The 25,819-nt window shown below is 62.3% G+C and carries 30 protein-coding genes and 2 tRNA genes; 15 read left to right on the forward strand and 17 right to left on the reverse strand.

The window, feature by feature from the left end; translation table 11 throughout:
• Position 1: 1 nt before the first annotated feature.
• From modB to B9A31_RS06005, 5 genes are all read right to left on the reverse strand, one after another.
• Entirely contained in the window at positions 2–682 is a 681-nt protein-coding gene (gene modB / locus B9A31_RS05990) for a molybdate ABC transporter permease subunit (protein WP_016487935.1), read from the reverse strand.
• Positions 682–1,440: a molybdate ABC transporter substrate-binding protein gene (modA, locus tag B9A31_RS05995; RefSeq protein WP_025753708.1), complete on the reverse strand. Its 759-nt coding sequence runs from the start codon at positions 1,438–1,440 to the stop codon at positions 682–684. Before modA ends, modB begins: the two co-directional genes overlap by 1 nt.
• Positions 1,441–1,510: 70 nt before the next feature.
• Complete coding sequence (locus tag B9A31_RS06000) at positions 1,511–2,608, reverse strand: NAD(P)H-dependent flavin oxidoreductase (RefSeq protein WP_019096534.1); 1,098 nt, start codon at positions 2,606–2,608, stop codon at positions 1,511–1,513.
• A gap of 51 nt (positions 2,609–2,659) precedes the next feature.
• The gene (locus B9A31_RS27240; protein ID WP_012051910.1) at positions 2,660–2,830 is read right to left on the reverse strand and encodes a hypothetical protein; all 171 of its coding nucleotides are present in this window, start codon (positions 2,828–2,830) and stop codon (positions 2,660–2,662) included.
• A gap of 8 nt (positions 2,831–2,838) precedes the next feature.
• The gene (locus B9A31_RS06005) at positions 2,839–3,141 is read right to left on the reverse strand and encodes a DUF1883 domain-containing protein (protein WP_003250918.1); all 303 of its coding nucleotides are present in this window, start codon (positions 3,139–3,141) and stop codon (positions 2,839–2,841) included.
• A 159-nt stretch (positions 3,142–3,300) separates the two neighbouring features.
• Here B9A31_RS06005 and B9A31_RS06010 point away from each other — a divergent pair, with 159 nt between their 5' ends.
• From B9A31_RS06010 to B9A31_RS06045, 8 genes are all read left to right on the forward strand, one after another.
• Positions 3,301–3,660, forward strand: a complete 360-nt coding sequence (locus B9A31_RS06010; RefSeq protein ID WP_019096535.1) for a hypothetical protein — start codon at positions 3,301–3,303, stop codon at positions 3,658–3,660.
• Positions 3,661–3,737: 77 nt separating this feature from the next.
• On the forward strand, positions 3,738–4,388 hold the full coding sequence (locus B9A31_RS06015) for a c-type cytochrome (protein ID WP_027608852.1): 651 nt from the start codon (positions 3,738–3,740) through the stop codon (positions 4,386–4,388).
• Complete coding sequence (locus B9A31_RS06020; protein ID WP_027608853.1) at positions 4,385–5,299, forward strand: c-type cytochrome; 915 nt, start codon at positions 4,385–4,387, stop codon at positions 5,297–5,299. Before B9A31_RS06015 ends, B9A31_RS06020 begins: the two co-directional genes overlap by 4 nt.
• A 251-nt stretch (positions 5,300–5,550) precedes the next feature.
• On the forward strand, positions 5,551–6,390 hold the full coding sequence (gene galU, locus B9A31_RS06025) for a UTP--glucose-1-phosphate uridylyltransferase GalU (protein WP_016711416.1): 840 nt from the start codon (positions 5,551–5,553) through the stop codon (positions 6,388–6,390).
• A 97-nt stretch (positions 6,391–6,487) separates the two neighbouring features.
• Positions 6,488–7,843: a glutathione-disulfide reductase gene (gorA, locus tag B9A31_RS06030; protein WP_084296737.1), complete on the forward strand. Its 1,356-nt coding sequence runs from the start codon at positions 6,488–6,490 to the stop codon at positions 7,841–7,843.
• Between the two features lie 206 nt (positions 7,844–8,049).
• Positions 8,050–8,613 (forward strand): alkyl hydroperoxide reductase subunit C, encoded by a 564-nt coding sequence (gene ahpC, locus B9A31_RS06035; protein WP_003250537.1) that lies wholly within the window; start codon positions 8,050–8,052, stop codon positions 8,611–8,613.
• Positions 8,614–8,739: 126 nt separating this feature from the next.
• Positions 8,740–10,302 carry an alkyl hydroperoxide reductase subunit F gene (gene ahpF / locus B9A31_RS06040; protein ID WP_025753711.1) on the forward strand — a complete coding sequence of 521 codons (1,563 nt, stop codon included), beginning with the start codon at positions 8,740–8,742 and terminating at the stop codon, positions 10,300–10,302.
• Between the two features lie 155 nt (positions 10,303–10,457).
• Positions 10,458–10,646 (forward strand): hypothetical protein, encoded by a 189-nt coding sequence (locus B9A31_RS06045; protein WP_016711413.1) that lies wholly within the window; start codon positions 10,458–10,460, stop codon positions 10,644–10,646.
• Positions 10,647–10,650: 4 nt separating this feature from the next.
• Here B9A31_RS06045 and B9A31_RS06050 read toward each other — a convergent pair whose 3' ends face one another.
• From B9A31_RS06050 to nhaR, 3 genes are all read right to left on the reverse strand, one after another.
• The gene (locus B9A31_RS06050; RefSeq protein ID WP_025753712.1) at positions 10,651–11,298 is read right to left on the reverse strand and encodes a YceH family protein; all 648 of its coding nucleotides are present in this window, start codon (positions 11,296–11,298) and stop codon (positions 10,651–10,653) included.
• Between the two features lie 89 nt (positions 11,299–11,387).
• Positions 11,388–12,599, reverse strand: coding sequence for a serine/threonine transporter SstT (gene sstT / locus B9A31_RS06055; protein WP_019096847.1), 1,212 nt, complete (start codon positions 12,597–12,599; stop codon positions 11,388–11,390).
• 90 nt (positions 12,600–12,689) lie between these two features.
• A complete protein-coding gene (nhaR, locus tag B9A31_RS06060) occupies positions 12,690–13,583 on the reverse strand; it encodes a transcriptional activator NhaR (protein WP_019096846.1) in 894 nt (297 codons plus the stop codon).
• Positions 13,584–13,714: 131 nt separating this feature from the next.
• Here nhaR and B9A31_RS06065 point away from each other — a divergent pair, with 131 nt between their 5' ends.
• On the forward strand, positions 13,715–13,954 hold the full coding sequence (locus B9A31_RS06065) for a hypothetical protein (RefSeq protein WP_019096845.1): 240 nt from the start codon (positions 13,715–13,717) through the stop codon (positions 13,952–13,954).
• Between the two features lie 29 nt (positions 13,955–13,983).
• Positions 13,984–14,736, forward strand: a complete 753-nt coding sequence (locus tag B9A31_RS06070; protein WP_019096844.1) for a TerC family protein — start codon at positions 13,984–13,986, stop codon at positions 14,734–14,736.
• A gap of 45 nt (positions 14,737–14,781) precedes the next feature.
• On the opposite strand, the gene B9A31_RS27245 is transcribed toward B9A31_RS06070, so the two are convergent.
• Positions 14,782–14,958 (reverse strand): hypothetical protein, encoded by a 177-nt coding sequence (locus tag B9A31_RS27245; RefSeq protein WP_019096843.1) that lies wholly within the window; start codon positions 14,956–14,958, stop codon positions 14,782–14,784.
• A 223-nt stretch (positions 14,959–15,181) separates the two neighbouring features.
• Between B9A31_RS27245 and B9A31_RS06075 the strand changes: the two genes are divergently transcribed.
• The gene (locus tag B9A31_RS06075) at positions 15,182–15,859 is read left to right on the forward strand and encodes a peptidase C39 family protein (protein WP_084296738.1); all 678 of its coding nucleotides are present in this window, start codon (positions 15,182–15,184) and stop codon (positions 15,857–15,859) included.
• A 58-nt stretch (positions 15,860–15,917) separates the two neighbouring features.
• Here the strand turns inward: B9A31_RS06075 and B9A31_RS06080 are convergent, their stop codons facing one another.
• The gene (locus B9A31_RS06080; protein WP_009682777.1) at positions 15,918–17,201 is read right to left on the reverse strand and encodes an NAD(P)/FAD-dependent oxidoreductase; all 1,284 of its coding nucleotides are present in this window, start codon (positions 17,199–17,201) and stop codon (positions 15,918–15,920) included.
• Between the two features lie 203 nt (positions 17,202–17,404).
• On the opposite strand from B9A31_RS06080, the gene B9A31_RS06085 reads away from it, so the two are divergent.
• The 4 genes from B9A31_RS06085 (at position 17,405) to B9A31_RS06100 (ending at position 18,958) form a co-directional block, all read left to right on the forward strand.
• A tRNA-Val gene (locus B9A31_RS06085) sits at positions 17,405–17,481 on the forward strand.
• Positions 17,482–17,650: 169 nt separating this feature from the next.
• Positions 17,651–17,727 (forward strand) — tRNA-Val (locus tag B9A31_RS06090).
• 132 nt (positions 17,728–17,859) lie between these two features.
• Positions 17,860–18,429: an SPOR domain-containing protein gene (locus tag B9A31_RS06095; RefSeq protein ID WP_016711406.1), complete on the forward strand. Its 570-nt coding sequence runs from the start codon at positions 17,860–17,862 to the stop codon at positions 18,427–18,429.
• Positions 18,430–18,532: 103 nt separating this feature from the next.
• Positions 18,533–18,958 carry a GTP diphosphokinase gene (locus B9A31_RS06100; RefSeq protein WP_019096842.1) on the forward strand — a complete coding sequence of 142 codons (426 nt, stop codon included), beginning with the start codon at positions 18,533–18,535 and terminating at the stop codon, positions 18,956–18,958.
• A 3-nt stretch (positions 18,959–18,961) separates the two neighbouring features.
• Here the strand turns inward: B9A31_RS06100 and B9A31_RS06105 are convergent, their stop codons facing one another.
• From B9A31_RS06105 to B9A31_RS06135, 7 genes are all read right to left on the reverse strand, one after another.
• Positions 18,962–19,654: an endonuclease gene (locus B9A31_RS06105; RefSeq protein WP_019096841.1), complete on the reverse strand. Its 693-nt coding sequence runs from the start codon at positions 19,652–19,654 to the stop codon at positions 18,962–18,964.
• Between the two features lie 6 nt (positions 19,655–19,660).
• On the reverse strand, positions 19,661–19,903 hold the full coding sequence (locus tag B9A31_RS06110) for a DUF1654 domain-containing protein (protein WP_019096840.1): 243 nt from the start codon (positions 19,901–19,903) through the stop codon (positions 19,661–19,663).
• 106 nt (positions 19,904–20,009) lie between these two features.
• Entirely contained in the window at positions 20,010–21,305 is a 1,296-nt protein-coding gene (locus tag B9A31_RS06115; RefSeq protein WP_084296739.1) for an NAD(P)/FAD-dependent oxidoreductase, read from the reverse strand.
• 54 nt (positions 21,306–21,359) lie between these two features.
• Complete coding sequence (locus B9A31_RS06120; protein WP_025752810.1) at positions 21,360–21,782, reverse strand: RidA family protein; 423 nt, start codon at positions 21,780–21,782, stop codon at positions 21,360–21,362.
• Between the two features lie 32 nt (positions 21,783–21,814).
• On the reverse strand, positions 21,815–22,954 hold the full coding sequence (locus B9A31_RS06125) for a tyramine oxidase subunit B (RefSeq protein ID WP_025752809.1): 1,140 nt from the start codon (positions 22,952–22,954) through the stop codon (positions 21,815–21,817).
• Positions 22,955–23,079: 125 nt separating this feature from the next.
• On the reverse strand, positions 23,080–24,297 hold the full coding sequence (locus tag B9A31_RS06130) for a multidrug effflux MFS transporter (RefSeq protein ID WP_019096837.1): 1,218 nt from the start codon (positions 24,295–24,297) through the stop codon (positions 23,080–23,082).
• A 135-nt stretch (positions 24,298–24,432) separates the two neighbouring features.
• Complete coding sequence (locus B9A31_RS06135) at positions 24,433–25,743, reverse strand: alginate export family protein (RefSeq protein ID WP_025752807.1); 1,311 nt, start codon at positions 25,741–25,743, stop codon at positions 24,433–24,435.
• Between the last annotated feature and the right edge of the window lie 76 nt (positions 25,744–25,819).

The following is a 25,819-nucleotide window of genomic DNA, read 5'->3' on the forward strand; positions in this document are numbered from 1 at the left end:
CTCAGCTCCAGCCAGCTTTGCCACGGCGCCCGGCGTACAACAGGAGCAGCACCAGGAAAGAGAACACCAGCATGGCACCGGCCAGCCAGTGGGCTTGTGAATACTCCATGGCCTCGACGTGATCGAAGATCTGCACCGAAACCACGCGGGTCTTGTCGGGGATGTTGCCGCCAATCATCAGCACCACGCCAAACTCGCCGACGGTGTGGGCAAAGCCAAGAATGCTGGCGGTGACGAAGCCGGGACGGGCCAGTGGCAGCACCACATGCACGAAAGTGTCCCACGGGCTGGCGCGCAGGGTGGCAGCGACTTCCAGTGGGCGCTGGCCGATCGCACCAAAGGCATTTTGCAACGGCTGCACCACGAACGGCATGGAATACACCGTTGAACCGATCACCAGGCCCGTGAAGCTGAACACCACGCTGCCCAAGCCAAGCGCCTGGGTAGCCTGACCGAGCCAGCCGTGCGGGCCGAGGGCGATCAGCAGGTAAAAGCCGATCACCGTCGGTGGCAATACCAGTGGCAGTGCCACCACCGCACCCACCGGCCCGCGCAGCCATGAGCGCGTGCGCGCCAGCCACCAGGCGATGGGGGTGCCGATAACCAGCAGGATCAGGGTGGTCAGGCTGGCCAGTTTAACGGTCAGCCAGATTGCCCCCAGGTCACTGGCATCCAGTGGCATCAGCGTTCATAGCCGTAGGACTTGATTACCGCTGCGGCTTTTGGGCCTTTCAGGTATTCGACCAGCGCCTTGGCGGCGGCGTTGTCCTTGCCTTTGTTGAGGATTACGGCGTCCTGGCGGATCGGGTCGTGCAGGTTGGCTGGTACGATCCAGGCCGAGCCACTGGTCACCTTGCCGTCCTTGTAGATCTGCGACAGGGCGACGAAGCCCAGTTCGGCATTGCCGGTGGAGACGAACTGGAAGGCCTGGGTGATGTTCTGGCCTTCGACGATCTTGCCTTTGGTGGCTTCGGTGAGCTTCAGCTTGTCCAGCACCTGGGTGGCGGCCAGGCCGTAGGGTGCCGCTTTCGGGTTGGCGATCGACAGGTGTTGGTAGGTGTTTTTCTTCAGTACTTCACCCTTGGCATCTACGTAGCCTTCTTTGGCCGACCACAGGGCGAGGGTGCCGATGGCGTAGGTAAAGCGCGAACCGGGGACGATCTCCTTTTCGTCTTCAAGCTTTTTCGGGGTGGTGTCGTCAGCGGCGAGAAACACTTCGAACGGTGCGCCGTTCTTGATCTGGGCATAGAACTGCCCGGTGGCGCCATAGGCGGCGACCAGCTTGTGACCGGTGTCTTTCTCGAAGTCCTTGGCAATGGCCTGGATAGGGGCTGTGAAGTTGGCTGCGACCGCGACCTGTACCTCATCGGCCCAGGCAGTGTTGAAGGCGAGCAGGCTGGCCAGGGCGGTGAAGGCCGGGAGGGACGGGCGGATACGCATGAAAACAGCTCCTTGGGGTTATCGTTATATCCTGAACTATATAGCGATAGGCCATTTGCGGGGAAGAGGGTCAGCCTGCTGAAGCAGAAGCCTGACGACAAACAACGGCCAGCGCCTTTTCGGCAATCGCCCGGGTCAAATCCCCGGCCGGCATGTGCCGCCCTAGCCGCAGCGCCTGTCCCGACCACAAGTTGCTGAAATCACTGTTGCCCTGCGGCTCGGTAATCGCCCGCAATGGCATCAATGCCCCACCCGCCAGCGGGAAGCGCGGTGCAAGCGCGCTCATCGGCCCCAGCTCACGCATGATGCGGTTGTTGATGCCACGCGCCGGGCGCCCGGTAAACAGGTTGGTCAACGCGGTCTCGCTGGCAGGGGCACTGTCCAGGGCCTTGCGATGAGCCGGCGAAACCTTGGCCTCGGGGCAGAACAGGTAAGCGGTTCCGATCTGGACAGCCGAAGCGCCCAACGCCAGTGCCGCCACCAGGCCGCGGTGGTCACCGATACCGCCAGCGGCGATGACCGGCACACTGACCGCATCCACTGCCTGCGGCACCAGGGCGAAGGTGCCGATCTGGCTGGTGATGTCATCGCTAAGGAACATGCCGCGGTGGCCACCGGCTTCGTACCCCATGGCAATGATTGCGTCACAACCGCGGCGTTCCAGCCAAACCGCTTCTTCCACCGTGGTGGCGCTGGACAGCACCTTGGCACCACTGGCCTTCACCCGTTGCAACAGTTCAGCCTGCGGCAGGCCGAAGTGAAAGCTGACCACTTCCGGGCGCAGTTGCTCGACCAGCTGGCAGCTTTGCTCATCGAACGGCGCACGGTTGGACACCGGCGTGGGTGCCGAAAAGTCGGCCCCCGTTTCGCTGTAATAAGGCGCCAGGGCCTGCTTCCAGCGTACATCGCGCGCGCTGTCGGGCGCGGGCGGCTGGTGGCAGAAAAAGTTCAGGTTCAGCGGGCGGCCCGGGCAACCGGCGCGGAATGCGGCGATTTCCGCGCGTATCTGTTCGCCGGTAAGCATGGCGCAGGGCAGGGCGCCCAGCCCGCCTGCCAGGCCCACGGCGATGGCCATGGGCGAGCCTGTCGCGCCGGCCATGGGGGCCTGGAGAATGGGCAGTTCGATGCCCAGCAGGTCGAGGATTCGGCGGTCGGGCCAGTGGCTCATGCGGTTCTCCATGTGCGGGGCGGGCGGCGCTACAGGGGCTTGAAGCGGGTTTTACAAGGCCTTGCTGACCTGGATGTCGCTGATCTTCTCGGCGTCTTCGCCGTGGATCTTGCGCAGGGCTTCCAGGGCTTGTTCCTGAGAGGCATCTGGCATGAGTGCGAAGTCCCAGCGGCGCTGGCCGTCGAGCTTGTATTTGATGACGTACTTGATGGTCTGGGTCATGGGGGGCCTTACCTGAGTTTCGACGACGAACGACGGATGATCTTGATCTTGTGGGTCAGGGTCGGCTTGCGGGTGACCGAGATCGGGCGGGTGGTGACGGTATCGATGGTGATGTTCCAGAAGCCCGTGCTGGGTACGGTGATTTTCGCCGGGAACTTCTCGAAATGGCCGCCGTGGTAAGTGTGACGGCCGCCATTCTTGAAGCTGCGGAAGTTGGCGTCGTTCATCAGGCGGATATTGCAGCGCTGGGAGCACTCGATGACGACGATGTCGTCCTCGTTCAGGTGCTCGCGCTGGTGTACGAATTTCATGTGATGCTCCGCAAGGTTTGGATCTGCAAAGGCAAAAGATACCACGATGTGCCGTTACACTGCCGCGCTGTTCACCCGGCGCAGATAATTCTGCCAAAGCAGGGAGCAAAACCGCCCGGCTGTGGTCGAACCCAACTCTTGAAGGCAGAGGTGTTGCAAATGAAGTGGATGGTGGCCGCGTTAGCGGTGACGCTCGGTGGCTGCGTGAGCGTTACGGAGCTGGAGCAATCACGCGAAACGCTGGATGTGATTTCTGGCAAGAGCCCGCGTGAATATGCCGACTGTGTCAAGCAGAAGCTGGCCGATACCCGCGACCCGCTGACTGAAGAGCAGCGCGGTGACGGCCTGCGGCTGATCGTGCCGCAAAAGCTCACGTCGGGTGCCGGGCCGGCAGCGCTTGTGGATATCGACAAGCGTGGCAGCGGTAGCAGCATCAAGCTGCGCGAACGGCTGAACAACTTCCCCCTGCGCCTGGGCGATGTGCGCACCGCCGCCACCCAGTGCATCTCCGGACATTGATCTGAGGCAACGGACCTTCCGTTCTTTGCTTATATGTTTTAGGCCTAAACATATAACAAAAGAAAAGGAGTTTCGTGATGACACCGTTGAGACGCGTCGTGATCGGCAGCCTGCTGATCCTGGCCTGGCCGGTGGCGCATGCCGCCGATGGCCATAAAATCTTCACCCAGGGTGGGGCCAACCCCGCCGCCATGGCCTGCCTCGGCTGCCATGGCCCGGACGGCAAGGGTATTGCTGCTGCCGGCTTCCCTCGTTTGGCGGGGCTACCGGCCGGTTACCTCAGCAAGCAATTGCATGACTGGCGCAACGGCAGCCGCAAGCAGCCGGTGATGGAGCCGTTGGCCAAGGCCCTGAGCGACGATGAAATCAAGGCGGTCAGCCTGTACCTGGCCAGCCTGCCGGCAGACCCCGTTGGCGACCTGCGCCGCCAGCAGATTGCCGATGACCCTACCACTCGCATGGCCCTCTACGGGGACTGGAGCCGGCAGATTCCCGGCTGCGTGCAGTGTCACGGCCCCGGTGGTGGCGGGGTTGGCGAGCACTTCCCGCCCTTGGCCGGCCAGCCCGCCAGTTACCTGGTGGCGCAGCTCAATGCCTGGCGCGACGGTAGCCGCAGCAATGACCCCAACCAGCTGATGGTCGGCGTGGCCAAGGCCATGACCGATGACGAGATCAAGGCCGTTGCCGAGTTCTTCGCCCACCCCGTCAGCCAGGAGGTCAAGCCATGAAACCGATGATTCCAGCCTTGTTGCTGCTGGCCATGGGCAGCGCCCAAGCCGCGCCGATCGCCATGGAAGACCAGTCGCAGTTGAAGGTGCCCGATGTGCAGGTCGCGCCGCAGTTCATGCCGCCCGCCGAAAGCGAGTTGCCTGACAATGCCTTTGGCAAGATGGTGCGTGAAGGCCACGCTTTGTTCGTCGACACCCGTCGTTTGATGCCAGAGGCCGTGGGCAACGGCATGAACTGCAGCAACTGCCACCTTGATCAGGGGCGGTTAGCCCATTCGGCACCGTTGTGGGGCGCGTACCCGATGTACCCCGCGTACCGCAAGAAGAATGACAAGGTGAACACCTACGCCGAGCGTATTCAGGGGTGTTTCCAGTTCAGCATGAATGGCAAGCCGCCTGCTGCCGACAGCCCGCAGATGACAGCGCTGGCCGTGTACTCGTACTGGCTTTCGACCAAGGCACCCACCGGCGTGGAGATTGCCGGGCGTGGTTACCCTGAGGTGCCGCAACCCAAGGGTGGCTACAACTTCAAGCGTGGCCAGCAGGTGTACCGCGAGCAATGCGCGATTTGCCATGGTGACAGCGGCGAAGGGCAGAAGGTGGCGGGCGAATACGTGATGCCACCGCTGTGGGGCAAGGATTCCTACAACTGGGGCGCCGGCATGCACCGTATCAATACGGCGGCGTCGTTCATCAAGTACAACATGCCGCTGGGCAAACCGGGCAGCCTCAGTGACCAGCAGGCCTGGGACGTGGCGGCGTGGATCAACCGTCATGAACGGCCTCAGGACCCACGTCTGGTGGAGGGCTCCATCGAGAAGACGCGGGTGAAGTTTCATGCCAATGATGGCGTGAACCTGTATGGGCAGAAGGTTGACGGGGTGCTGGTCGGGCAGGGCACGGGTAGTTGATCGGGGCCTGTGGCGGCCTCTTCGCGGCGGTTCGATGCCTCGATAAACCCGCGAAAAGGCCGGTACAGGCAACATCATTTTGCTTTGATCCATCCGTCATGTATGACCGCAATATTTACGATCCGCCGGAACTATCTACACTGGGATATCTCTATGATGGCATCGGTCGATACCAGGGGGCATTGTAAGGTGACTGCCGCCTGATTAGACTGCGCCGAATTCCACAGGCCTAGCCTTTTGTAAGGACGTTTATGATCAAGAAATGCTTGTTCCCGGCAGCCGGCTACGGTACTCGCTTCCTGCCCGCTACCAAAGCCATGCCCAAGGAAATGCTGCCGGTGGTCAACAAGCCACTGATCCAGTATGGCGTTGAAGAAGCATTGGATGCTGGTCTGAACGAGATCTCCATCGTGACCGGTCGCGGCAAGCGCGCGCTGGAAGATCACTTCGACATCAGCTACGAGCTGGAAAACCAGATCAAGGGCACCGACAAGGAAAAATACCTGGTCGGCATCCGTCGCCTGCTCGACGAGTGCTCGTTCTCCTACACCCGCCAGACCGAAATGAAGGGCCTGGGCCACGCCATCCTGACCGGTCGCCCGCTGATCGGCGACGAGCCGTTCGCCGTGGTGCTGGCGGATGACCTGTGCGTCAACCTCGAAGGTGAAGGCGTGTTGGCGCAAATGGTTGCGCTGTACAAGAAGTATCGCTGCTCGATCGTCGCCATCCAGGAAGTCGATCCGCAGGAAACCAACAAGTACGGCGTCATCGCCGGTGAAGAGATCAAGGACGGCATCTTCCGTGTCGACGCCATGGTCGAGAAGCCGAAGCCTGAAGATGCCCCATCGAACCTGGCAATCATCGGCCGTTACATCCTGACCCCGGACATCTTCGAGAAGATCGAACAGACCGAACCTGGCAAAGGCGGCGAGATCCAGATCACCGATGCCCTGATGAAGCAAGCGGCCGAAGGCAACGTGATCGCCTACAAGTTCAAGGGCAAGCGTTTCGACTGCGGTGGTGCCGAGGGCTACATCGAGGCGACCAACTTCTGCTTCGAGAACTTCTACAAGGCTGGCAAGGCTTACTGATAAGCCCTGCTGGTACAAGAGCCACCCTTCGGGGTGGCTTTTTTGTTTGCGGCGGCCAACGGCGTTATGCTGGGCGCCTGCCTAGGAGACTGAATACATGGCCTACGATTTTGATCTGTTTGTGATTGGCGCCGGTTCTGGCGGTGTGCGCGCGGCGCGCTTTGCCGCCGGCTTTGGCGCAAAGGTGGCTGTGGCCGAAAGCCGCTACCTGGGCGGTACCTGCGTCAACGTTGGCTGTGTACCGAAAAAGTTACTGGTGTACGGCGCCCATGTCGCTGACGAACTCGAGCAGGCCGCAGGGTTTGGCTGGACCTTGGAAGAGGGGCATTTCGACTGGGGTACCCTGATTGCCAACAAAAATCGCGAGATCGAGCGCCTCAACGCCATCTACCGCAACCTGTTGGTCAATAGCGGTGTGACCCTGCTGCAGGGCCATGCGCGGCTGACCGGCGCCAATGAAGTGGAAGTCGAAGGCCAGCGCTACACGGCCAAGCAGATCCTGATCGCCACCGGTGGCTGGCCACAGGTGCCGGACATCCCGGGTAAGGAGCTGGCTATCACCTCCAACGAAGCCTTCTACCTCAAAGACCTGCCACGACGGGTGTTGGTAGTGGGGGGCGGTTACATCGCCGTCGAGTTCGCCGGTATCTTCCAGGGCCTGGGGGCCGATACCACGCTGCTCTATCGAGGCGACCTGTTCCTGCGCGGCTTCGATGGCTCGGTGCGCACGCACTTGAAGGAAGAGCTGGAAAAGCGCGGCCTGAACTTGCAGTTCAACGCCGACATCCAGCGCATCGACAAGCTGGAAGATGGCAGCCTCAAGGCCACGTTGAAAGACGGCTCCGAGTTGGTCGCAGATTGTGTGTTCTACGCAACAGGCCGGCGCCCGATGCTGGACAACCTGGGCCTTGAGAACACTGGCGTAGAGCTTGATGCGCGCGGCTACATCCGCGTTGACGCGCAATACCAGACCACCGCGCCGTCGATCCTGGCGATTGGCGACGTGATCGGCCGTGTGCAGCTGACGCCGGTGGCCCTGGCCGAAGGCATGGCCGTGGCGCGGCGCCTGTTCAAGCCTGAGCAATACCGCCCGGTGGACTACCAGAACATCCCCACCGCCGTGTTCAGCCAGCCACCGATTGGCACGGTTGGCCTGACCGAGGAGCAGGCGCTGGAGGCCGGGCATAAGGTGCAGGTCTTCGAAAGCCGCTTCCGCGCCATGAAGCTGACACTCACCGATATTCAGGAAAAGACCCTGATGAAGCTGGTGGTCGATGCCGACACCGACAAGGTGCTGGGCTGCCACATGGTGGGCCCTGACGCTGGCGAGATCATCCAGGGCCTGGGCATCGCCCTGAAGGCCGGAGCGACCAAGCAACAGTTCGACGAGACCATCGGCGTGCACCCGACGGCGGCTGAAGAGTTCGTGACCATGCGCACCGTTACCCGCTGATGCTACCGGCCTCATTGCCGGCTTGCCGGCAATGAGGCCCATGCGCGCCGCGCAATCCTTTGCTCAGCCGATTCCCTTCTATTAATAAACCTCGGTTATAGCCAAAACCAATCGCAAGCATGAGCTTTGCCAATGAGCCTTCAGCGGGATGATTAGTTAGGATTCTATCCATCAACTGATTCCAACCCCATGAAGGAGCGTCTCTCATGCCAATCATCAACAGCCAGGTCAAACCGTTCAACGCCACTGCCTACCACAAAGGCGAGTTCGTTCAGGTCAGCGAAGCCGACCTGAAAGGCAAGTGGTCTGTCGTGTTCTTCTACCCGGCCGACTTCACCTTCGTATGCCCGACCGAGCTGGGTGACCTTGCTGACAACTACGCCGAGTTCCAGAAGCTGGGCGTGGAAATCTACGGTGTGTCCACCGACACCCACTTCACCCACAAAGCCTGGCACGACACCTCGGACACCATCGGCAAGATCGAATACCCGCTGATCGGTGACCCGACCCACGTCATCTCGCGCAACTTCGACGTGCTGATCGAAGAAGCCGGCCTGGCCGATCGCGGTACCTTCGTGATCAACCCGGAAGGCCAGATCAAGATCGTCGAACTGAACGACGGTGGTGTAGGCCGCGATGCTGCCGAACTGCTGCGTAAAGTGAAGGCTGCCCAGTACGTTGCCGCCCACCCAGGCGAAGTGTGCCCAGCCAAGTGGAAAGAAGGCGAAGCCACCCTGGCACCGTCGCTGGACCTGGTTGGCAAGATCTAAGGCCATGTGCATGTCGTGGGCGGTAGCCAGCCGCCAAAGCTGAAGTAGTCACCGCCCCGTAAAAGCGCCCGGGCGACGTCGCCTGGGCGTTTTTGTATCCGAGTTTTGAAAAAAGGAATCGCCCGTATGTTGGACGCCACGCTTAAATCGCAACTGAAAACCTACCTGGAGCGGGTCACCCAGCCGATCGAGATTGTTGCCTCCCTCGACGACGGCGCGAAGTCCCGCGAATTGCATGACCTGCTGGTGGAAATTGCCAGCCTGTCAACCTTGATTACCCTGCGCGCGGATGGTGATGACGCCCGTCGTCCATCGTTCTCGCTCAATCGCCCCAATGGCGAGATCAGCCTGCGCTTTGCCGGCATCCCCATGGGCCACGAATTCACCTCGCTGGTGCTGGCGCTGCTGCAAGTCGGCGGCCACCCGTCCAAGGCGAGTGCCGAAGTGATCGAGCAGATCCAGGCGCTGGAAGGCGAGTTCACCTTCGAAACCTACTTCTCGCTGTCGTGCCAGAACTGCCCGGATGTGGTTCAGGCGCTTAACCTGATGGCGGTGCTCAACCCCAATGTGCGCCATGTGGCCATCGACGGTGCGCTGTTCCAGGCAGAAGTGGAAGCGCGCAAGATCATGGCGGTGCCGAGCATCTACCTGAACGGTGAAGTGTTTGGCCAGGGCCGTATGGGCCTGGAAGAAATCCTCGGCAAGATCGACACCAACGCCGGTGCTCGCCAGGCCGAGAAGATCAACGCCAAGGACGCCTTTGATGTGCTGGTGGTCGGCGGTGGGCCAGCCGGCGCGGCAGCGGCTATTTACGCCGCACGTAAAGGCATCCGCACCGGCGTCGCCGCCGAGCGTTTTGGCGGCCAGGTGCTCGATACCCTGGCCATCGAGAACTTCATCTCGGTGCAGGAAACCGAAGGGCCGAAGTTGGCAACGGCGCTGGAAGAGCACGTCAAGCAGTACGACGTGGACATCATGAACCTGCAGCGCGGCGAAGCACTGATTCCGGCCACCGATGGTGGCCTGCATGAAGTACGCCTGGCCGGCGGCGCCTCGCTCAAGGCCAAGACCGTGATCCTGGCCACCGGCGCCCGCTGGCGCGAAATGAATGTGCCGGGCGAGCAGGAGTACCGTGCCCGTGGTGTCGCCTACTGCCCGCACTGTGATGGCCCGCTGTTCAAGGGCAAGCGCGTAGCGGTGATCGGTGGTGGCAACTCGGGCGTGGAAGCGGCCATCGACCTGGCCGGTATCGTCGCCCAGGTGACGCTGATCGAGTTCGACAGCCAACTGCGGGCTGATGCGGTGTTGCAGCGCAAACTGCACAGTTTGCCGAACGTGAAAGTGATCACCAGTGCGCTGACCACCGAAGTGTTGGGCAATGGTGAGAAAGTGACCGGCCTGCGTTACAAGGACCGCACCACCGACGAGCAGCATGAGGTGGCGCTGGAAGGCATCTTCGTGCAGATCGGCCTGCTGCCGAACACCGACTGGCTGAAAGGCACCGTCGAGCTGTCGCCGCGAGGTGAGATCATCGTCGATGCCAAGGGTCAGACCAGCATCCCGGGTGTGTTTGCGGCCGGTGACGTAACGACCGTGCCGTACAAGCAGATCGTGATTGCGGTGGGCGAGGGGGCCAAGGCCTCGCTGGCAGCCTTCGACCACCTGATCCGGACCTCGGCGCCGGCGTAAGCCTGTACCGGCCCTATCGCCGGCAAGCCAGCTCTCACAGGGTAATCACAGATTCCGAAACTGTGGTACGCCTGAGGGAGCTGGCTTGCCGGCGATAGGGCCTATGAGGTTCAAGGGTGTCTATGATGACTGAAGACCCCCTCAGGAAACCCACCATGACCCTGATCAGCCGCGAACCCTGGTGGTTAGTCCCTCCAAAGCCCGGGCAGAAAGAGCAAGACCTGCACTGGGGTTACCTGGAAATCTATGCCGACGGCCACACCGTGTTCGTCGACCAGCGCCCCAGTGACCGGGAGCTGGCCGAGCGCAAGAGCTGCCGCAACTTCCCCGACCCGGAGCCGTGACGGCTCAGCCTTCCAGCTCGGCCAGGCGTGCCTCCAGCGCCGCGATGCGGGCTTCCAGGGCTTCGATCCGGTCTTCCGACACACTGCCGCCACCGCTGCGCGCGCCACCTTCCTGCTGACGTGCAGCGAGGATCGCCTCGATTTCCGCCGGGTCGCCCAACGCATGGGTGTAGCGGTCTTCACGCTGGCCGGCCTGGCGCGGCAGGTGCAAGGCCAGATCCCGCGATATCAGACGTTCCAGCTGGTGCTGGATCTGCTCGGTGTCGTCGAAGTCGTGCAGGCGGTTACTGCGGGTCAGCAGTTCGTTGAGGGTTTGCGGGCCGCGCAGGAACATCAGGCCCATCAGCACCAGTTGGGCCGGTACCAGCTCCAGGGCCTTGTCTACCCGCTGTTCCCAGCGATCGGCACGGCTGCCCATCTGCAGGCGGGTCATGCCTTGCCCTTCGAGGGAACGCAGGGCTTGGCCGATCTGGCCTTGGGTAAGGTTCATCACCGGCTCGCGGCTGGTCTTCTGGTTACAGGCCAGGACCAGGGCATTGAGGGTCAGCGGGTAGCTTTCCGGGCTGGTGGCCTGCTTTTCGATCAGCGAGCCGAGAACGCGGATCTCGATGCTGTTGAAGCGGCCTTCACCTGCGGTTTCGTGTTCTGACATGGCCCTGTCTCAATGGCTGGGGAAAGGCCACTAGGGTAGGTAAAGCCACCGCGTAAGGCAATTGGGGCCGCGATGCGGCCCCAATAAGGTCAAGCGTTGCGTCGTTCTTCGGCTTGGCACGCCGCTGCCGTGAACAGCACATCGGTCGAAGAATTCAGCGCCGTTTCGGCCGAATCCTGCAGCACACCGATAATGAAGCCCACTGCTACCACTTGCATGGCAATTTCACTGGGGATGCCAAACAGGCTGCACGCCAGCGGAATCAACAGCAGCGAGCCCCCGGCCACGCCCGAGGCACCGCAGGCGCAAACGGCTGCCACTACGCTTAGCAGTACGGCCGTTGGCAGGTCCACGGGAATGCCCAAGGTATGCACCGCCGCCAGCGTCAGCACGGTAATGGTGATGGCCGCACCGGCCATGTTGATGGTGGCACCCAGCGGGATCGACACCGAGTAGGTGTCTTCGTGCAGACCAAGGCGCTCCGACAGGGCCAGGTTGACCGGGATGTTGGCCGCCGAACTGCGGGTGAAGAACGCGGTAATGCCGCTTTCGCGCAGGCACAGCAGGGTGAGTGGGTAGGGGTTGCGGCGGATTTTCCAGAACACGATCAGCGGGTTCATGATCAGTGCCACGAACAGCATGCAGCCAATCAGCACCGCGAGCAGGTGCAGGTAGCCGAACAGGGCGTCCAGGCCAGATTGCGCCAGAGTGGAACTGACCAGGCCGAAAATGCCCAGCGGGGCGAAACGGATGACAACCCGCACGATCAGCGTGACGCCGTTGGACAGGTCTTCGACCACGGTGCGGGTGGTTTCACCGGCATGACGCAGGGCCACGCCAAGGCCGATGGCCCAGGTGAGTATGCCGATGAAGTTGGCGTTGAGCAGGGCGTTGACCGGGTTGTCGACCGCGCTCAACAGCAAGTTTTGCATCACTTCAGCGATACCGCCCGGTGCGCTCAACGTGGCCTCGCCAGTACTGAGCGCCAGGTGGGACGGGAACAGCATGCTGGCGACCACGGCTACCACTGCCGCGGCGAAGGTGCCCAGCAGGTACAGCCATAGGATCGGCCGAATATGGGTTTCCTGGCCGTGGCGATGGTTGGCGATCGAGGCCATGACGAGGATGAACACCAGTACGGGCGCCACCGCCTTCAATGCGCTGACGAACACCTTGCCGAGGAAGGCCAGGTCGCGGGCGATGGCGGGCGCCAGAAGGGCCAAGGCAATACCGGCAAGCAGGCCAATGACGATCTGTGTCACCAGGCTGGTTCGGTTGAGTAGGCGAAGTACAGGGGACATGTGCAGCACAATCTCATTATTGTGAAAGGGCGCGACTTTAGCACAGAGCGCGGCGGCGCAGCCTCGGCTGTGTCGTCGCAGGGGCCAACGTCACCAATGAAACAACTCTCGCCGTGCGCCTTCAGTAATTGCCACGATCCCCGGGTGCTTGACCTTGCGTTCCACCGAAATGGCATAGAACGACTCATGCACGGCCTCGGTCTGCCCGATCAGTTCCACGCCATACTGGCGGCACACTTCGTCGGTAATCACGCTGGGGGCGACGAAAATGCCGCTGCCTGACTGCCCGAACGCCTGCATCAAGGCACTGTCATCGAACTCGCCCACGATCCGTGGCTGCACCTGTTGCTCGCCTAGCCAGCGCAGCAGGCGGCTGCGCACCACGGTCTCCTGGCCGGGAACGAGCAGCGGTGCATCCTGCAGGCAAGCCGGGAAGGGGCCGTCCAGCCGTTGTGCCAGCGTTGGGGTGGCGAAGAAGCTCAGCCCGCATTCGCCCAGCTTCTGGCTGTAGCCTTTGATGTCCAGGTGGCTGGGCATGGGGCTGTCGGAAATCACCAGGTCCAGGCGCTGGATGGCCAGGTCTGCCAGCAACCGCTCGAGTTTGTCTTCGCGGCAGTTGATGCGCAGCACCTCATCCAGCTCCATGGTCGGTGCCAGCAGGCGGTAGACGATGGATTTGGGCACCACGTCGGCCACCCCCACGCGAAACAGGATCTGCTCTTGCGGGCCGGCGCGCAGCATGGCTTCCAGCTCACCGCCGAGCTGGAACATCTGCTCGGCATAGACCAGCGCCTGGCGGCCTGTCTCGGTCAGCTCCAGCTGCCGGCCTGCACGCTGGAACAACTCCAGGCCATAGGTTTGCTCGAACAGGCTGATCTGCCCGCTGATGGTTTGTGGTGTGAGGTTGAGCTGTTCGCTGGCGCGGGTGATGCTGCCCGTCTTGGCCACGGCCCAGAAGTAATGCAGTTGGCGATAGTTGAGCACCGTCGGTCGCCCCGATTCGTAAAAACCGAAGTATACGCCATGAAAATACGAATTTTCCTGAACTATTGGCGTCTCTAGAATGCACGGCATCAGGCGCCATGCGCCGCCGGGATATTTCATACGAGGACACCATGCTACAACTCAAATCCATTGGCACCCCGTTGGTGCTGGCGTTGGCCCTGTTCACGCTTGCGGGTTGCGACCAGGCCGAGAAATCCGCCCAGCAAATGCTCGACCAGGCGGCGCAGTCGGCCAAGCAGGCGATCGACGACACCAACAAAGCCGCCCAGCAGGCCTTGAGTGAGGCCATCGGCAAGGGAGGCCACACGCCTGAAGATGCCGACAAGAAAAAAGACACTCAGGAAATCTGACCCCCAACCGCCGCTGCAGGATTTGAACAATGGAATACTTGCTGGAACTCGCCGCTAGCCCTACCGCCTGGGTTGCCCTGGCTACGCTGGTGGCCATGGAAGTTGTACTGGGCATCGACAACCTGATCTTCATTTCCATCCTGACCAACAAGCTGCCGGTGGAATACCGTTCCAAGGCGCGACGCATTGGTATCAGCATGGCCTTGGTCATGCGCCTGGCCTTGCTCAGCACGGTGGCCTGGATCGTTCAGCTGACCGACCCGGTGTTTGAAGTGTTCGGCAACGCCTTCTCATGGAAGGACGTGATCCTGATTGCCGGTGGCCTGTTCCTGCTGTGGAAGGCGACCAAGGAGATACACGAAAACGTCGACCCGCACGGCGCCAAGGAAGAAGCCAAGGTGTCGTCGACGGTTACCCTGGGCTTTGCGGCGGCGATCTTCCAGATTTTGCTGCTGGACATCGTCTTTTCGGTGGACAGCATCATCACCGCCGTGGGCATGACCGAGCACTTGCCGATCATGATCATTGCCGTTATCACGGCTGTAATCGTGATGATGGTGGCCGCCGACCCGCTGGCCAACTTCATCAATGACAACCCGACGGTGGTCATGCTGGCCCTGGGCTTCCTGATCATGATCGGTATGACATTGATCGCCGAAGGCTTTGGTGCCCATGTGCCGAAGGGGTATGTGTATGCGGCCATGGCGTTCTCGACCGCGATCGAGATCCTCAACATCCTGGCTCGCAGGGCGCGATTGAAGCGTGAGGCGGCTGAAGGTTGATAAACATACGGGGCGCCATGCGCCCCGTTTGCGGTTTCTGAACGCTTAGTGCACCCCGGCATGCCGCCGCGCCCGGCGCACAGGCAGCGGCTTGGCGGGGGCCTGCGGTGGCAGGTGGTGGTGGGAATGACGCCGCACGATACGCAGTACACCCCACAGCATGGCGGCTGCGACGCTCAGCCACATGCCCACCAGCATGAGGATTGCCATGGTCAGGCTCATCTGTGCCTCCATCTCCAAGGGCAGCGCACGGTCAGCCAGCGCTTGCCTTCCAGACACTGCTTTAGTCTAGCCCTTCGCCTGTGACGTTCCATCGAACAAAGGTCTATCTCTGGGTCCGATTCGCTCTAAGCCGCTGTCGGACTATACCCGCGCCGCTGTGGGACCTATGATCGTTGGCCAGAGCCGGGCGCTGCCTGCCTGGCGTTGAAACAAGCGAGCGCCCATGCAGCAACATTCCTTCAAAACCGTCCCACGTCGGCTGCTGGCTGCCTGCCTGATTGCGGCCAGCCTGGCCGGCTGTGCCAGTGCGCCACCCGCCAACCTCAAGGGCCTGCCGCAGCGTGTCGAGATCAGCAGCGTGCCGTTCTACCGTGGCAACGCCAACCACAGTGGCGCCATGGCCCTGGCCGCCGTGTTGTCGCAGCAGGGCGCGCCCATCACCCCGGGGCTGCTGGACAAGCCGTTGAACCTGCCTCAGGGCGCCGACGCGCTGGACACCGGCATTCCTCGCGTGGCGCGGGACTACGGCATGGTGGTGTACCCGCTGGACAAGCAGCTGGACGCGCTACTGGCCCAGGTGGCGGCTGGCAACCCGGTACTGCTGCGTTATGAGGACGGTTCGGCGTGGTGGGGCGAGCCGCGTTATGCGGTGCTGATCGGCTATGACCGTTACAAGCAACGGGTGCTGTTGCGCTCGGGCATGCACCGGCGGCAGGTGATGGCGTTCGATGACTTTGCCTCGGCGTGGGCGAAGCAGGGAAGTTGGGCGGTACTGGTACAGCCGCCACGGCAGCTGCCGGCCCAGGTGGATCGGCAGCGCTGGCTGCAGGCTGCGGATGAACTGGCGCGGGCGGGGCAGGAGATTGCGGCGAAGCAGGCCGTCAATAGCTTGAACAAATAGTTTTGCCTGTACCGGCCCTTTCGCGGGTAAACCCGCGAAGAGGCCAGTCCCGGCTACATCAGAAGCCCAGACGATCGCGCAGGCTGTAGTACCAGGCACCGATGGCGCTGAATGGCACGCGCAGCATCTGGCCACCCGGGAACGGGTAGTGCGGCAGGCCGGCGAAGGCGTCGAAACGCTCAGCCTGGCCACGCAGGGCCTCGGCCAGCACCTTGCCTGCCAGGTGGGTGTAGGTTACGCCGTGGCCCGAGCAGCCCTGGGAGTAGTAGATGTTGTCACCGATACGGCCAACCTGCGGCAGGCGCGACAGGGTCAGCAGGAAGTTACCGGTCCAGGCGTAATCGATCTTCACATTTTTCAGCTGCGGGAAGGCCTTGAGCATCTTCGGACGAATGATCGCCTCGATGTTGGCCGGGTCACGCGCGCCGTACACCACGCCGCCGCCGAAGATCAGGCGCTTGTCGCTGGTGAGGCGGTAGTAGTCGAGCAGGTAGTTGCAGTCTTCGACGCAGTAGTCCTGCGGCAGCAGGGTACGTGCCAGTTCTTCGCCCAGAGGCTCGGTGGTGATCACCTGGGTACCGCATGGCATGGACTTGGCGGCCAGTTCCGGTACCAGGTTGCCCAGGTAGGCGTTGCCGGCGACGATGATGAACTTGGCGCGTACTTTACCTTGTGGCGTGTGTACGACCGGGTTGGCACCACGTTCGATGCGCACCGCCGGGGTTTGCTCATAGATGATGCCGCCCAGCGACTCGACCGCAGCGGCTTCGCCCAAGGCCAGGTTGAGCGGGTGGATGTGGCCGCCGCTCATGTCCAGCATGCCGCCCACATAGCTGTCGCAGGCGACCACTTCGCGGATGCGCTTCTGGTCCATCAGCTCCAGCTGGTTGTGGCCGAAACGTTCCCACAGGCGCTTTTGCGACTCCAGGTGGCCCATCTGCTTGCTGGTGAGGGCGGCGAACACGCCACCGTCTTTCAGGTCGCACTGAATGTTGTACTTGGCCACGCGCTCACGAATGATGCGGCCGCCTTCGAAGGCCATGTGGCCCAGCAGTTGCGCCTGCTTGGGGCCAACGGTGCGTTCGATGACGTCGATGTCACGGCTGTAGCTGTTGACGATCTGGCCGCCGTTGCGGCCCGACGCGCCGAAGCCGACCTTGGCCGCTTCGACGATGCTTACCTTGAAGCCGTTTTCCAGCAGGAACAGGGCGCTGGACAGGCCGGTGTAGCCGGCGCCGATGATGCACACATCGGTTTCCACCTCACCCTGCAGCGCCGGACGTGGCGGCACCGGGTTGGCCGAGGCGGCGTAGTAGGACTGGGGGTAGGGGGTGTTAGCCATGCTGCAGGAACCTCGTGTTTTATATTTTTAACGAATGTACCGATGCTATCAATAATAATAAACACCCGCTAGTCGTCTGATGAAAATCCTTTACGGGCTACCTGCCAGCCCATCTATCTATAAAGAGTTTAAGATTCAGTAGCTTAGCGCGAAAAAAAGTGTTGACAGGGTTTTAGGAATGCGTAGAATGCGCACCACACGACAGGCACATAGCTCAGTTGGTTAGAGCACCACCTTGACATGGTGGGGGTCGTTGGTTCGAGTCCAATTGTGCCTACCAAATCGAAGAAGGGGTGATCCGCAGGGGTCACCCCTTTTTTCATTGCCCGGTTTCGGGTGCAGCAAACCGTTGCAGGGGCGCGAAGCGCTTACCTTCGAAAGTTTTTGATTTTTCTCAAAAAAAAGCTTTACAGGTGTGTATTCGATCACTAATATGCGCACCACACGACAGGCACATAGCTCAGTTGGTTAGAGCACCACCTTGACATGGTGGGGGTCGTTGGTTCGAGTCCAATTGTGCCTACCAAATCCGAAAAGGGCGATCAGAAATGATCGCCCTTTTTGCATGTGCGCGTGAAGCAGCGTGTAACGTTTGGTCGCGGTTCGGGACAGAGGTCGGCGTGCTAGAATCCGCCCCTTCGAATCTGGAGGTACACGCGTGCGCAAACTGGCTGTGGTAATGGCAGTGCTCGCCCTGGCGGGCTGTGAGAACGAGGTCGAAGGCGTGCACAAGCAGGTGGCCGAACACCTGCACAACCCCAAAACCGCCAAGTTCGGCAACGTACGGATCGACACCCAGGGCACCATCTGCGGCCAGGTCCGTGGCAAGGATGATGCCGGGCAGTACGAAGCCTACCGCAGCTACGTGGCGATCAAGCGCGATGGCCAGTACGACATCATCGTCGACGACACCGGCAACAACCTGCGCATCCGCGAGATGTGCGGTGGTGCCGACCTGCAGCGCCGTGCCGAGGCGCTGGCAGACCAACCGGCACCCGAGGGCTGGGATGTAGAGGTGGTTCAGGGCGCCAACATGGGCGCGCTGAGCGACATGACCGCACGGCTTATCGAAAAGGGCATCCCGTCTTCGGTGGAATACCGCGACGGCAAGCCAGTGGTGCTGATGGGGCCGTTCCCTACCCGCGAAGAAGCACAAGCGCGCAGGGATGAAGTGATGGCCAAGCTGGGCACCGATTCGGTGGTTATCCAGCACGGGGCCACACGCTAACCGCTCCTGTCAGCCCCGCAAGGCACAGTTAACCGTGCGCTAGACAATGTTCACACAAGTTTGGCTATGCTTGGAGTGACGATGCCGAACGGGGAGGGGCCTCATGTCTACACTGGAGCGGGCCATTGCCGTGGCCGCCAGGGCGCATGAAGGGCAATACGACAAGGGTGGGGCGGCTTATATCCTCCACCCGCTACGCGTGATGATGCGGGTGTCCACACCCGAACAACGGATTGTCGCAGTACTTCACGATGTGATCGAGGACACCCCGCTGACCCTGTCCGACCTGGCGCGCGAGGGTTTCGCGCTTAAAATCCTTGCAGCCTTGTTGGCGCTCAGTCGCCGCGAGGGTGAGGCTTATCAGGACTTCGTGGTGCGTCTGGGCGATGACCCGCTGGCGCGAACCGTCAAACTGGCCGATCTGGCCGATAACAGTGACATTTCGCGCATCCCTTGCCCTGGCCCCGCCGACCTGGCGCGGTTGGCCCGCTACCGGGAAGCCAGCGCCTATTTGCAGGCGTTGGCCTGAGGTTCAGCCGCAGGCCTTGAGGTTGACCGGCCCGACGAACTCATTACCCCGGCCCATCACGCAAGCCACCTGCTGGTTGCGTTGCCGCTCCCATGCCTGCGGCGGATAGGTCTTGTTCCAGGCCTCGAACAACTGGCGGTCCTGCCGGGACAAGCGCAGGTTGTACTGTTTGCTCATGTAGAAGTAGGTGCGGGCGATCATGCCGCGTATCGAGGGGCGTGGCATGACCTTCCTGGCTTTGAAGTCGACCTGGGTCAGGCAGCTGCCATACTGGCCGCGTTGCTCCGGCAGCCAGCCAAAACTGAAGTTGCTGCGGTCGCCATTGACCTCGCCGATGCTCGGTACAAGGTTGTGCAGGTCAGCCTCGGCACGTTTGTACACCTCGTCATGCTGCGAGCACTGCTTGCGCCCGCCGTCCTGCCAGCACTGGCGCTGATGGCCGATCTGCCAGGCGGGCACGATGTGCTCCCACTCGATACGTGACGCGCGCTGGGCGTTCTTGCGCGGGGCATAGCCGCAGGACGCCAGGTCGACCTTGTTGCCTTTGTATTTGCAGCCGCAATAAAACTCGGTCGATTGCGGCGCATACAGCTTCCAGGCGACCTTCTTGGCCTCCTGAAAGGTGCGTGGGGCATCGGCTTGGGCTAGTGAAGCGGTCAGTAACAGGCAGGCTGCGGCAAAAAACGAAACTCTCATGCGGGGTCAGTCTTCCTTCGGTACGGTCCAGAAAACCTGTACGCCGCCATCGTCGCGGTGAGCGAGGGTTACGTTGTCGTTTTCTGCGATCTCCTCCAGCAAGGTTTCCCAGTCTTCCGGGCTTTCCTGTTCCAGGCGGAAGATCAGCGCCGCTCGGCTGCGCTGGGCGGTAGGGCTGTTGATGATCTTTTGGATGCGTACACCCAGCTGTTCATAGCTGTTTGGGGTGGCGGAGGCGGTGCTGGACACAGGCATTTCCTTGTTTTGCTGTATGCACATACAGTATTTCACTGTAAGTAAATTCGCAACAGCTTGTCGGGGGGAAATCCTTTCTTGGCCAGTCATGGCTATGACGTCAGGTAAAGCGTTCGAAACGGTAAGGCGCTGGGTCTATCAGTGGAGTTGCCTGGGACACCAGGTCTGCTGCCAGCTGGCCGGCCGCAGGCGAGGTGCCGAAGCCATGCCCGGAAAAACCGGTGGCCAGGGTCAGGCCCGGAAGACTGGCCACCGGGCCGATCACCGGGTTGGAGTCGGGGGTGACGTCGATGGTCCCGGCCCAGGCGCTGGCGATACGTGCCTGTTCGAACACGGGCCAGGCCGCCTTGAGGTTGCGCATGGCTTCCTCGTTGAGTGCCGGGTTGGCGAGCGGGTCTTGCACCCGTACGCGCTCGAAGGGGCTGACATCGGTGGCTTTCCAGCGCCGGGCCAGGGCCAGATCCTTGAAGAAGTGCTTGCCAAAGCTGATGCGCAGGAAGTCCCGCTGGGCACGCAACTGGGGCAGGTAACGCTTGCCCAGCAGCAAGTGGTCCAGGGTCAGGAAGGCATCCAGCGCGCCGCGCTGGGTGATGATGTAGCCGCCGTCTTTGTGCTTGCGGAAAGAAAAGTCCGGTGCACCGACGGCGATGTCGGTGGGCCCGTCCATGGGCTCGGTGCGCAGCACGGAGCAGGTCAGCGGCAAGGTTGGCAGGTTGATGCCAAGGTTGCCGAGGAACTTGCGTGACCACAGACCGCCGGCCAGCAACACCTGATCGCAGCGAATCTCGCCCTGCTCGGTGACCACGCCGCTGACTCGGCCAGCAGCGGTGACCAGGGTGCGCACTGCGCAGTTCTCTACCACCACCGCGCCCTTGGCCATTGCCGCACGGGCAATGGCGCTGGCGGCCAGGGTGGGTTCGGCGCGTGCGTCCGACGGGGTAAAGATGCCGCCCGCCCAGTCTGCCCGGCCACCCGGCACCATCTGGGCTATTTCATGCGCGCTCAGCAAGCGCGAGTCCAGGCCCAGTGCTTCGACGCTTTTCAGCCAGCCTTCATGCATGCCCATCTGCGTGTCGTTGCGGCCGATGAACATGATACCGGCCTGGCGATAGCCGACGTCGCTGCCCACACGTGCCGGCATTTCGGCCCACAACTGGTCGGCCGCCAGCGCCAGGGGGATGTCGTGGGCGTGGCGGTTGGTCTTGCGTACCCAGCCCAGATTGCGGGACGACTGTTCGCCAGCGATGCGCCCCTTTTCCAGCACCACCACCGGGATGTTGCGTTCGGCAAGGGTCAATGCGGCGGTGAGGCCGATGATGCCGCCGCCGATGATGACCACGGTGGTGGCGTCGGGATGACGGGCGCTGGTTTGCACAGGGGCGATCGTGGGATACATGGCTTTACTCGATGCAGGTCAGACAGGGGAAGTGCTCAGGGGCAGTCAGAGCCTTTACTGGCCAAGGCGGATCATGGTCACGTGTGCTTGCCCTGCGCCGCGATAGGCCGTGACTTCCAGTTCGACCTTGTACACGGTCGAGCCGAGAGGCGGGCAGGTGACCGTGGTGGCCGGGTCGATACCTCGGAACTTCTCACCGATCACGTCCATTACCCGTGGCACATCGGCAGGGTCCTGGATGAACACGCGTGAGTTGATGACGTCGGCCAGGCTGGCGTCGACCGCCGCCAGGGCGGTTTCGATGTTGGCGAACACCTGGTGGGTCTGCTCGATCACATCCTCCGGGATGACCTGGGTCTGCGGGTTGCGCCCGGCGGTGTTGGAGACGTGAATCCAGTTGTCTACCGCCACCAAGCGGGAGTAGCTGGCCATGTCTTCGAACCTGGAGCCGGTTTTCAGTTTGGTGATCTGTGTCATGGGCTTTGCCTTGTTATCGGGTAGTGGGGGGATCAGCTGAGAACGGGGGTTTCCCAGAGGTTGAGCTTTACGCCAATGCCTTGTTCGAGCGCCTTGCGGTACACCACGGTGCCCCAGGCCACGTCCTCGACGGGCATGCCGCCCACCGACATCAGGATGATTTCGTCGTCGTGCAGGCGCCCTGGCGCATCGCCGCAGATGATCTTGCCGATGTCCTCCACTTGCTCGGCGGCCAGCTTGCCTTCGGCAATCATGTCCATGAAGCGCACGCCAACCAGCGGTACGTGGTTGTGTGCGGGCTTGGGCAACTCGGCGAACCAAGCTTCGTACAGGCCGGTGTTGTCCACCACCTTGCGCACGTCGTCCTGCTCCATGCCGGCGTCGATGCTGCACGGCGCCGGCATGGCCAGGAACGCGCCGGGCTTGACCCACTCGCGGCGTACCAGCGGGTACTGGCTGGGGTCACCGACTTCGCCCGAACTGCAGTAGCTGACTAGGTCAGAGCCGCGTACCACGTCTTCCAGGGTTTCAACCACCTGGATCGTCGTGATTTGCGGGAAAGTGGCCTTGACCCAGCCAACGAACGCATCCAGGTTCTTCTGGCCGCGCCCCTTGAGCTTGAGGGTGTCGATCAGCGGGCACACTGCCATGAACGCGGCGACCGTGGTCTTGCCCATCACGCCCGGGCCGGCCAGGCCGATGACCTTGGCGTCCTTGCGTGCCAGGTGGCGAGCGCCCACGCCCGGGATGGCACCGGTGCGGTAGGCCGACAGCAGGTTGGCCGACATGTGCGCCAGCGGAGCGCCGGTGTCGGCATCGTTGAGGGTGAACATCAGGATTGAGCGCGGCAGGCCCTTTTCGCGGTTGGCGATGTTCGAGCCGTACCACTTGGCACCTGCGGTCTGGAAGTTGCCGCCCAGGTACGCTGGCATCGCCATCATGCGGCGGTCGGCGGTGGGCTTGGGCATGGTGGGGAACGGCGAGTGCTCGGGGAAAGTGATCATTGCGCCGTGCGAGTCGCTGTTCGGGCCGGCCATGCGGTAGTCGCCCTGGTACAGCAGGCCGAACATTTCTTCCATGGTGTCGACGCAGGCGGGCATGTCAGTGACGCCGGCGCGGATCATGTCCTGTTCGGACAGGTAGATGAAATCAATTCTGGTATCGGGGGTCATGGCGGGTCTCGCGGGGCTGGCTGCCGTCGGATTTGTTGTTGGTGACGTGGCAGCCAGTTTCGCTAACGACTGGTAGGTCGTCTTGTGCCTGCCTGCCAGCCGAGTTGACCGTCAGTGCCAAGGCCTCAATGGCCAGCGAGCGAGAAGCTGGCGGGGGTGTCGCGCAAGCTGAGGGCCGTCAGCAGGCACACCACCAGGGTGCACAGGGCGAGCAGCGCGGCCCACGCGGTGGGGCCGTGGCCGAGTACCACGGCGGCCAGCGGGGCAGCGCTGGCGGACACCGACAACTGGATGGCGCCCAGCAGCGCTGCGGTGGAGCCCAAAGCCTTGTCTTGCGAGGCCATGACCAATGACATCAGCGTCGACTCGGCGATGCCTAAACCGAACAGCGCCACCACCATGCCGCCAGCCACACCCGGTAGCCCCAGACCGGTGAGCGCACCGAGCAGGCTGATGCAGGCGCCGCCAGCCATGCACAGCACGCCCAGGCGGGTGAGGTTGTTCAGGCCCAGAAGGCCGATCAGGCGGCTTGCGGCCATGGCGCCGAACAGGATCGACACTCCGGTAGCCCCGAACAGCAGGCCGAAGGCCTGGGCGCTCAGGCCGTAGTGTGCCTGGTACACCAGTGTGGCGCCGCCGATGTAGGCGAACAGGAAGAAGAACACGGCAGCCATGGCCAGGGTCGGGCGCAGGAAGCGGCGGTCGGCGAGGATGGCCAGATAGGTACGGCAGGCGTGGCCGAGGTGCAGGGGGGCACGTTTGTTGACGGGCAGGGTTTCCGGCAGGTTCAGCAAGCTGTTGACCAGCACTGCCAGGCCCATGCCGGCGAGTACCAGCATCACTGCCCGCCAGCCGAAGTGCGCATCGATCACGCCGCCCAAGGCAGGTGCCAGGATCGGTGCCACGCCTTCGATGGTCATCAGCAGGGCGAACAGCTTGGTCGCGGCAACGCCTTGGCTCACGTCACGGACCATGCTCATGATCACCACCAGGGTCAGTGCGCTGCCCAGGCCCTGGAAGAAGCGCAGTGCAATCAGGGTATCGAGGCTGGGGGCTGCGGCTGCGCCGAGCGAACAGAGGATGAACAGCAGCAGGCCGGCCAGCAGCGGCTTTCGCCGGCCATAGGCGTCGACGATGGGGCCGAAGATCAACTGGCCGGCGCCCATGGCCAGCAGGAAGAAGGTGAGCGTCAGCTGCACACGGGTGAAGCTTGCCTGATAGTGGCTGGCGATTTCCGGCAGGCTCGACAGGTACATGTCGACAGCGGAAGGGCCGAGGGCACCGACCAGGCCGAGGCCCAGCGCGAAGCTGAAGCGTATTGGGGGGGAAGGATCTGCTTGCATGGTTTTCTCTGGCTGATTTTTCGCCTACCGGTCGGTAGGTTGGCGAATGGTATTCGCCAGGGCAGGCAAGGTCAAACCCCTCCGTGGGCCAGGCACCCCGCTCCCACAGGGATCCTGCCGGTTTCAAAGGTGGCTTCAGAACGGCACGGCCACGGTCAACTGGCTGTACACATTGGTGCCATTTCCTCCCACCTGGTTGCCACCGTTACTCTCGTCCTTGCGCGGTTGGTACAGGCCCACCAGCGGGCTGATGATCAGGTGTTCGGTGACCGCCCATTCAATGTACAGGTCCAGTTCGCGGGCATCGAGGTTGAGGCTGTCGCGGGTGCGCACCGTGTCGAAGTCGAAGTACAGGGCGCCGACCGTGAGGTTTTCCAGCGGCGTCGCCTTCACGCCCACATGGTGGATGCCGGTGTTGCTGTTGAACGGGCCTGCATAATTGGCCGCGACTTCACCCTGAAACCAGGTGCCGTAACCGTTGGACAAGCCGCTGAACAGCGAGTCCCAGCCGGCCGAGTAGCGGGTATAGCGGTAGGTGATCGAGGGGGCCCAGGGCAGGTCGGCGAAGGTGTAGCCGGTCTGCAGGTACCAGGCTTGTTCTGGGCCGTCGGTCTTGTCCTGCCAGGCGTATTCGAAGGCGAAACTGGCATTGTCGATGCCGGCACTGCCTTCGCCGCGCACGCTGTACACGTCCATGCCTTCGCGGGCCTTCTGGAAGTCGCTGGCCCACTGGTCGGCGACGTCGATGCCGTGGATCCAGGTCAACCCCACGGTGCCCAGTGCATGGGTGTAGTCCAGTGTGCCGGCGGCCAGTTCGGTTTCGGCCTGGGCGCGGTTGTCGGATTTCAGCCACAGCAGGCTGCCGTGCAAACCTTCGCTGCCACCCAGGCGCAGCATCGCAGTGCGGTCGAAGGCGTGCCGGGCGGCCAGGTAGTAGGCGCCACCACGGTCCAGCGCACCCTCTGCCACGCCATTGCCCAGGTTCGGGCCGTCATCGTTGATCAGGAAGCCGCTGCCCAGGCGAATGGTCTGGCGGCCGGCGGAAATGTCCACGCCGTCCTTGCCCAGCACGGGGAACAGGTCGGCCGAGCGCCAGCCGAGGAAGGCGTCCTCGATCTTGGTGGTGCGTTCGGAACCGTCGGTGTTGCCGGCTGCATCGCCATCGCCCCAGGTGGCCGAGCTTACCCAGTTCAGGCTGCCATACAGTGTGCCGTTGCCAGCCAGGCCTTGGTCACCGCTGAGGCCATACTTGATGAAGCCCTCGCGCCAGGTTGATCCCCCCGGGGTGCCGTCGTAGTTCTTGCGGCTGTTGAACATGCCCCATACCGCCAGCATGTCGGCGTTCAGGTGGCTGTCGTCGTCTGCGTACAACTCAACAGCCTGCACGGCCTGGCTGGCCAGCAAGGTGACGAGTGCCAGGGTGGACAGCGTTTGCGGTTTGACCATTACACATCCCTCGATTGTTCTCGGCCCGCTTCACAGGGGGCCTTTGTTGTTCGGGGGCACCCTCGGCTTGGCGAGG

The sequence above is a fragment of the Pseudomonas sp. URIL14HWK12:I5 genome (genome assembly GCF_900176445.1).
GTDB lineage: Bacteria > Pseudomonadota > Gammaproteobacteria > Pseudomonadales > Pseudomonadaceae > Aquipseudomonas > Aquipseudomonas monteilii.